Below are 6,806 nucleotides of genomic sequence, written 5' to 3' on the forward strand. Positions count from 1 at the left end.
GAGTACGGCAGCGGCGGCGTAGCACAGGGTGTAGCGGCGTGCGGTCTCGAACGCTGCGGGCGGCACGTCGCCGACGGGCTGCGGTGCTTCCGCCATGTCGTTGTGGAGGCGCCCCGCGACGGCCAGCAGCCGCTCGGCCGCTGCGGCTGCCTCCGCGCGTGCGGGGTTCTCGGCGGCCTGGCGTGCCAGTTCGGCCGCGGAGTCCTGGAGGGTGGCGAGGACGCCGCTGCCGCGACGCGCCACGAGCGACAGCGCCGCCGGGTCCATCTCGGGAAGGGGCACCGACAGGTCGTAGGCGGCCGACGCGCCCGCCGCGTCCCCCGTGCCTCGCCGGTAGCAGCGAGCGAGGGAACGGAACTGGCTCACCAGGGAGTTGAGGTTGACGAGGGTGTTGCCGTCGAAGAGGCCCACGATGCGGTGGTCGCGCTCCACCTTCTGGAACATCCCGCCCGCGTGGACGCCCTTGAGGAAGGCGCGTGCACCCAGAAGCCGGGTCAGTGCAGCGAGGACGTCCTCCGTTCCGCTGGGCAGCAGGTACTTCGTGACCGCCGCGGTGAGGCTGAGCTCGCCCGTCAGGGTGTGCACCGCTCGTGAGGCGACCACGGCCAGTGCCTCGTGCAGCAGCACGTCCGCGGCGGCCTCCGCCAACACCCGGCGTGCCTGCGGGAGTTCGACGAGTCGGCGCCCGTACAGCTCGCGCTCCTCGACGAAGTCCGCGGCCAGGGACAGCCCGTGGTCGGCGGCGCCCAGCGACAGCGCCGCGCACATGGTGCGGGTCAGCTGCAGTGCCTTCAGCACGGTCTCGATGCCGCCGCCCTCGGTGCCGATCAGCGCCTCGTCGGGCACGTGCGCACCGTCGAGGACGATGCCGGAGATGTCGGCGCCGCGGATGCCGTGTGTGCGTACCTTCGGCAGGTGGCGGTAGGTGCCCTCGGCCAGCTTGCGCTTGTCGACCAGGAGCATGCTGAACCCGCGGGGGCCGCCGCCGGGATCGGTGCGGGTGAGCACCGAGAGCATCTCGCCCCGGGTGGCGTTGTTGATCAGCCACTTCTCGCCGCTGACGATCCGCCCACCCCGCCCGTCGCCGGCGGGGTGGCCCTGCACCTCGCCCGCCAACAGGTCGCTGCCGTGGGCGCGTTCGGTGAGCGCGAGGGACACGGGGACGCCGCTCATCACGGCCTCACCGACCCGCCGGGCCTGCCCGGGCTCTCCGGCGACCCACGCGCACACCGCCCCCAGATACGTCTTGCCGTGCCCGACCGCGACGGTCAGGTCGCGCCGGGCGACGCTGCGCATGAGCTGGAGCAGCTGCTCGTAGTCCGAGAGCCGTCCGCCGTGCCGAGTGGGCACGTAGTAGCTGGACAGCCCCCACTTCTCCAGGCCCCGGCAGATCTCGTCGGGGAACTCCTCCTTCTCGTCGAATTCCAGGCAGCGCGCGAAGGAGAAGGATCCGGCTGCGTCCCGCGGGTCCCCGAGGTCTCTGTCGAAGTCCTCCGCCAGCCGGTACGGAAGGTGTTCCACCTCAGACCGCCGGCTCGAGAGAGGGAGCGGGGGCTTCCGCGACGATTCCCCGTACGGCTGGCTCCAGCACCTCGTGCAGCGGCACGAGGGCACCTTCGAGGAAGAGCTTCCGCATCAGCGTGCGCTGGATCTTCCCGCTGGTCGTCTTGCGGATGGTGCCCGGCCGTACGAGGACCACGTTGCCCGCGGGGACGTTGAACTCCCCGCTGATGAGACGCTGGACGCGGGCGGCGACCGGCGACAGGTCGGACCGCACGGCCTTCGCGCGCACCTCCTGCACGATGACCAGGTGTTCGCGGTCGGTCTCCACGGAGAAGACCGCTCCGGAGCCGATGCTCAGGGCCTCGTCACCGATCTGGACGGTGCGTTCGACGTCCTGCGGGTAGAGGTTGCGCCCCGCGAGGATCACCAACTCCTTGAGACGTCCCGTGACATAGAGCTCCCCGTCCTCGATGACGCCCAGGTCGCCGGTACGCAGCCAGCCGCCGGCGTCCTCGCCCACGGTGTCCGCGATGGACGCGTCGAAGATCTCCACGTTGGTCTCCGGGCGCTTCCAGTAGCCGTTCGCGACGCTGTCGCCCTTGGCCCAGATCTCTCCGACGTTCCCGGCGGACAGCTCCCGGCGGGTGCCCGGGTCGACGACGCGCACGTCGAAGTCCCGCACGTGGCCGCTGCTGACGAGCGTCCTGGACGCGGCGCCCTCCTCGGCCGTCGTGAGCTCACCGCGTTCCAGCGCCTCCGCGTCGGCGCTGCGCATGACGGGCGTCGTGCCGCGCGGTGCACCGCTGACGAGGAGGGTCGTCTCTGCCATGCCGTAGCAGGGGAAGAAGGCGTCCGGGCTGAAGCCGGCCTGCGCGAAGCGCCTGCTGAAGGCCTTCATCGTCTCGGCCCTGATCGGCTCGGCGCCGTTGACGGCGCTCTCCCAGCAGCTCAGGTCGAGCGTGGCGAGCTGTTCGTCCGTGACGCGTCGCACGCACAGGTCGTACGCGAAGTTGGGACCGCCACCGATATTGATCTTGTGCTCGTCGATCATCTGGAGCCAGCGGTGAGGCCGCTTGAGGAAGGAGACCGGCGACATCAGTGCGGCGGAGGCGCCCATGTAGAGGGGGTGGAGCAGATGCCCGATCAGGCCCATGTCGTGGTAGAAGGGCAGCCAACCGCCGATCCGGGACCCCGGCTTGGAGTCGACGGCGCGGTGGATCGCCTCCTCGTTGGCGAGCAGGTTGCGGTGGGAGACCATCACGCCCTTGGGGTCGCTCGTCGATCCCGAGGTGTACTGGAGGAAGGCCAGGCTCTCCGGCGTGAGCGAAGGCTCGCTGTAGGCGGCCGGATCGGCGTACCCGTCGGAGTCGGTGGCCAGGCACAGCACGTCGTCCATGCCCTCGGACGCCAACCACTCGGTGATCTGGGGGGCGTTGGCCGAGTCGGTGAGCACCGCGCACGCTTCGGCGTCACGCACGATGCCGGAGACCCGGTTGAACCGCTGGCCCTGCTCCGTCGGCAGCGGTGCCGGTACGGCGACCGCGCCGGCGTAGAGGCAGCCGGTGAAGGCCTTGATGAAGGCGGTGCCCGACGGGTAGAGCAGCAGCACCTGACGGCCGGAGGCGCCGTGTTCCTGGAGCCACGCGGCGATGCGGCGGGACTCCTGGTCGAGCGTCGCGTACGACAGGTGCTCCGGCCCCTGGGTGCCGGTGTCGTCCGGCACGAAGATGTAGGCGTCTTCGGCGCTGTGCTCGGCGGCGCGCGACAGGACCAGTTCCGTGAAGGTGCGGAAGCTTCTCAACGTGGTTCCCTGACCTCTCCGAGATCCGCTGGCTGAGCGCCGGCGAGGGGTTTGCGGATACCCGATGGTGCGTGGGGGCGCTAAGGGGGCGCTTGTGCCCGGGAGTCACGGGAGGCGCACCGCGCCGGTCCGCCTGTACGCGGCTCGGACCAGGTCACACGGGACGCGGCCGGGCTTGGTCAATCGGCCGGGCCGGGTTACGCGGGAGACGCGGCCGGGCTGGGTCACGCGGCCGGGCCGGGTTACGCGAGATTGTCGAGTACCGCCCGGAGGGGGCGGGCGCGGGCCAGCAGGTCGGTGCTGTCCGCCCATTGGTCGGCGCTGCCGGTGAGCGGCAGGGAGGACAGTTCCGGGTCGGTGACCGTCTCCGCCAGTGCGCGGGCGAAGCGTTCGGCGTGGAGCACCATGAAGGGCCTGCCGTGGTACGGGCGGCGAGTGGGCTCCACCGGGTCCGCGAGGCCCGACTCGTTCTGGAGCTGGGCCACCGTCTCGTACGCGTCGCACAGCCGGGCCTCGCGTTCCGGACAGCCCTGCGCCGCCACAGCGCCCCGCAGCGACGGCGTCAGCGTCCGCGCTACCTCCAGCTCGGCGAACGCGCTGCCCAGCCACTTGCTGTACGGCGCGTAGCGGCGCCCGAGCAGCAGGCAGAGGCGCATGAGGTCACGCACCAGCCGTCCGGCGACCACTGCAGAGCCGAGCTCGTCCCCGACTTCGGCGCAGCGGCCCACGAACGCCTCTTCCTGGGAGATCCGCTGCCACTGGCATGCCAGCAGGTACCGCCACACCTGGTCGGGGTACCAGGCCAACATCCGCCTGGCAGCGCCGAGTTCGCCGGTCCCGTCATGGTGGACCGCGCCCGCCGTGACCTCCAGGAGCTTCTGCTGCGGCATCGCCAGCCAGTCGCGGACGGAGGGTCCGGCCAACGCGAGGCAGGGGCGGATGCCGAGCTGCGCGTGCAGCCAGGTCCCGACGTCGTCCACGGAGACGCGGTGATTCACCGGACCGTCCGTCGGCGTCATGAGGCCCACCGGCTCGTGCGGACCGTCATGGTGGAAGTGCGTGGGCCAGCCGCGTACGTGCTTGGGCAGCCGGTCGGCCAGAAGGCGGTGGAGGGCCGCTCCGCTGCGGGCGGCCTCCTCCCGGTCGAGGAAGAGGTTCAGCCGGGGCCCCCACTCGTGGTCCGCCGACCGTGCCGTGTCGTAGCCGAGCACTTCGGATCCGGCGCCCACGCGGGCCGCGGCGTAGCGCAGGCCCGGGTGTTCCGCGTCGAGGACCGGCCGCACCGCCTCCTCGTAGAAGATCCGTGACAGCTCCAGGCCCGGGAGGAATTCGGCGTGATGCGTCGTCATGCGACCACTGTCTCCGACGCGGCGGCGCGAAGAAGCCTGCCGCCCGCCGTGGGGGGATGGCGGACGGCAGGCGGTCGGGGGACGGAAGGCGGTGGGCGGGAGCCGGCGCCCCTCAGGGAGCCGGTTCTCCGGCGGGGATGGATGCCGTGAGGGTCACGTACTCGGGGATCGCGGGGAGTTCGCTCAGGTCGTGCCGGAAGACGAGCTCGCCTTCCGGCGATTCCTCGACCGTCTCGAAGCCGAGCGAGGGGTAGAAGCCGCGCACCCGGTGGTTCTTCGCCGTGGGACGGTACCGGGCGTACACGTGACGTGCGCCGCTCCGGCGTGCGTGCTCCAACACCGCGCTCACAGCTGCCTGTTCGATGCCGCGGGCGAAGACCCGGCAACTGAGCAGCATGTTGTCGATGTGCAGCGCGTCGCCCGTCCAAGTGGCGAGCAGCGCCCCGACGTTGCCGTTGTCCCCGAAGCGGTCCTGGGAGCGGACGGCCAGCACCAGTCGGCTCGGGGAGTCCACGCGCTCGCGGACCTCGGTCTGCTGCAGCCGCTCCGTTGTCATGTTGAACTGGTTGGTGCGCAGGGTGATCTGGGAGACGCGCGCCAGTTCGTGTTCTTCGGGCGGCGAGAGCGCGACCCGCACCTGGAGGTCCGCGAGGTATTCCTCCAGGGACCCGGCGCTGTCGAGGAGGTCCCGGCGTTCGGCGTCGGAGCGGTACTGCCCGGCGCGCTGCCGGTCCTCCGCCGTCAACTCCCGTACGTCGAACCAGCCGTCGGCCAGCAGCGCGTCGATGTGCAGCGCGGGCTCCTCGCTGAGACGGACCACGGCGACCTCGGGGAGGGTCGCGGAGACGAGGCCGCACTCGAAGGACGAGTCGTCGGCGAAGACGAAGGAGTCCACACCGAGATTGAGCCGGGCCGCGATGTCGCGCAGATTTCCGTCCTTGGGCTCCCAGTTGGCGGTGACGCGTACGAAGTCGGCCTCGCGCAGCACCATGTCGGGGTGGTCCCGCAGGACACCGAGGACGGGCTCGGCGTCGTTCTTGCTGCACGCGGCGAGCAGCACGCCCTGGGCGCCGATCTGCCGGACGGTGTGCTGGAAGGCGCCGAACGCCTCGCCGCGGTACGTCGTGGCGGCGGCGATGCCCTCCGGCCCGTCGTCGCCCAGGACGCCGTCCCAGAGGGTGTTGTCGAGATCGACGGCCAGCACCTTCTTGGTGCGTCCCAGGAGGGTCCGGGTGAGGTGGCCGACCTCGCGTGCGTAACGGCCCAGCAGCTCCTCGCCCAGGTGGACCTTGGCGTAGGTGGCCAGCCGCGTGTCGCGGACGGGCCCGCCCTCCGCCACGAGCGGTTCGAGGTCGATGACGTGCAGCCGAGGGTGCTTCAGCGCCAGCCGAAGCAGTCCCGCGTTGAACTCGCGCCACAGAGCGGCCAGTTCGGTGCGGGAGCGGTGGTCGACCAGTTGATGCGTGTGGCGGCGCAGCATCGGCAGGGTGTTGAGCACGAGCGTGCCCGTGGCCTCTTCCGCGTAGCGGCCGGCCAGCCTGTCCAGCAGTTCCAGCTTGCTCGCCGTCGCCTCGGCGACGTCCTCCACGCCCCAGGGGGCGGGAAGTTCACCGAAGACGATGTGGGGGTCCAGCAGGCAGAGCGCGAGTTCGGTCTCCGGCGCGTACAACGCGCTGCCGGTGTCGCGCAGATCGCGCAGCCAGGAGTCGAAGTCGCCGGTGACGACCCGCAACGGGATGCCGTGCCGGGCGAGTTGAGCGGTGAGCGCGGGGGTGAGGGCGTCGACGGTCCCGTGGCCGGTGACGGCCGCGGTGACCGCCCGCACCTCGGGGTGGTGCTCCTGGATGTCCTCCACGCGGACCCGGGCGAGCAGCCGCCCTGCCCTGGACAGATCGTTGAACGCGCCGTCGGACTGGGCGAGTTCGGCCAGCAGCCCTGGTACGGAGGGGTAGTCGGAGGCGAGCCGCCCCTCCTCGCGCAGCTCGCGCAGTCGCTCCAGGGGGCCGGTGCGGCCGGCGGCGACGGGCTCCACTGATGCTGAAGCTGGTGCTGTCACGGCTGCTTCCTCACGTAGCTGTCGGTCCGTAGGAAGTGTGGGGACGCGCTCTTAAGCGGGCCTTGTGCCCCTGCCGGGCCTGCGGTGAGGCCTGACC

General features: G+C 71.3%; 4 protein-coding genes. All 4 read right to left on the reverse strand.

The features are described from left to right. A partial coding sequence (locus tag H5J26_RS26695; RefSeq protein ID WP_181768532.1) for an acyl-CoA dehydrogenase family protein occupies positions 1-1,521 on the reverse strand: 1,521 nt, incomplete at its 3' end. Position 1,522: 1 nt separating this feature from the next. Beyond that, positions 1,523-3,304: a fatty acyl-AMP ligase gene (locus tag H5J26_RS26700; RefSeq protein WP_181768533.1), complete on the reverse strand. Its 1,782-nt coding sequence runs from the start codon at positions 3,302-3,304 to the stop codon at positions 1,523-1,525. A gap of 242 nt (positions 3,305-3,546) precedes the next feature. Further along, positions 3,547-4,653: a DUF4037 domain-containing protein gene (locus H5J26_RS26705; protein ID WP_181768534.1), complete on the reverse strand. Its 1,107-nt coding sequence runs from the start codon at positions 4,651-4,653 to the stop codon at positions 3,547-3,549. 112 nt (positions 4,654-4,765) lie between these two features. Next, positions 4,766-6,709, reverse strand: coding sequence for an HAD-IIIC family phosphatase (locus tag H5J26_RS26710; RefSeq protein ID WP_181768535.1), 1,944 nt, complete (start codon positions 6,707-6,709; stop codon positions 4,766-4,768). Between the last annotated feature and the right edge of the window lie 97 nt (positions 6,710-6,806).

The sequence above is a fragment of the Streptomyces albidus (ex Kaewkla and Franco 2022) genome, from assembly GCF_013870515.1.
Taxonomy (GTDB): domain Bacteria; phylum Actinomycetota; class Actinomycetes; order Streptomycetales; family Streptomycetaceae; genus Streptomyces; species Streptomyces albidus.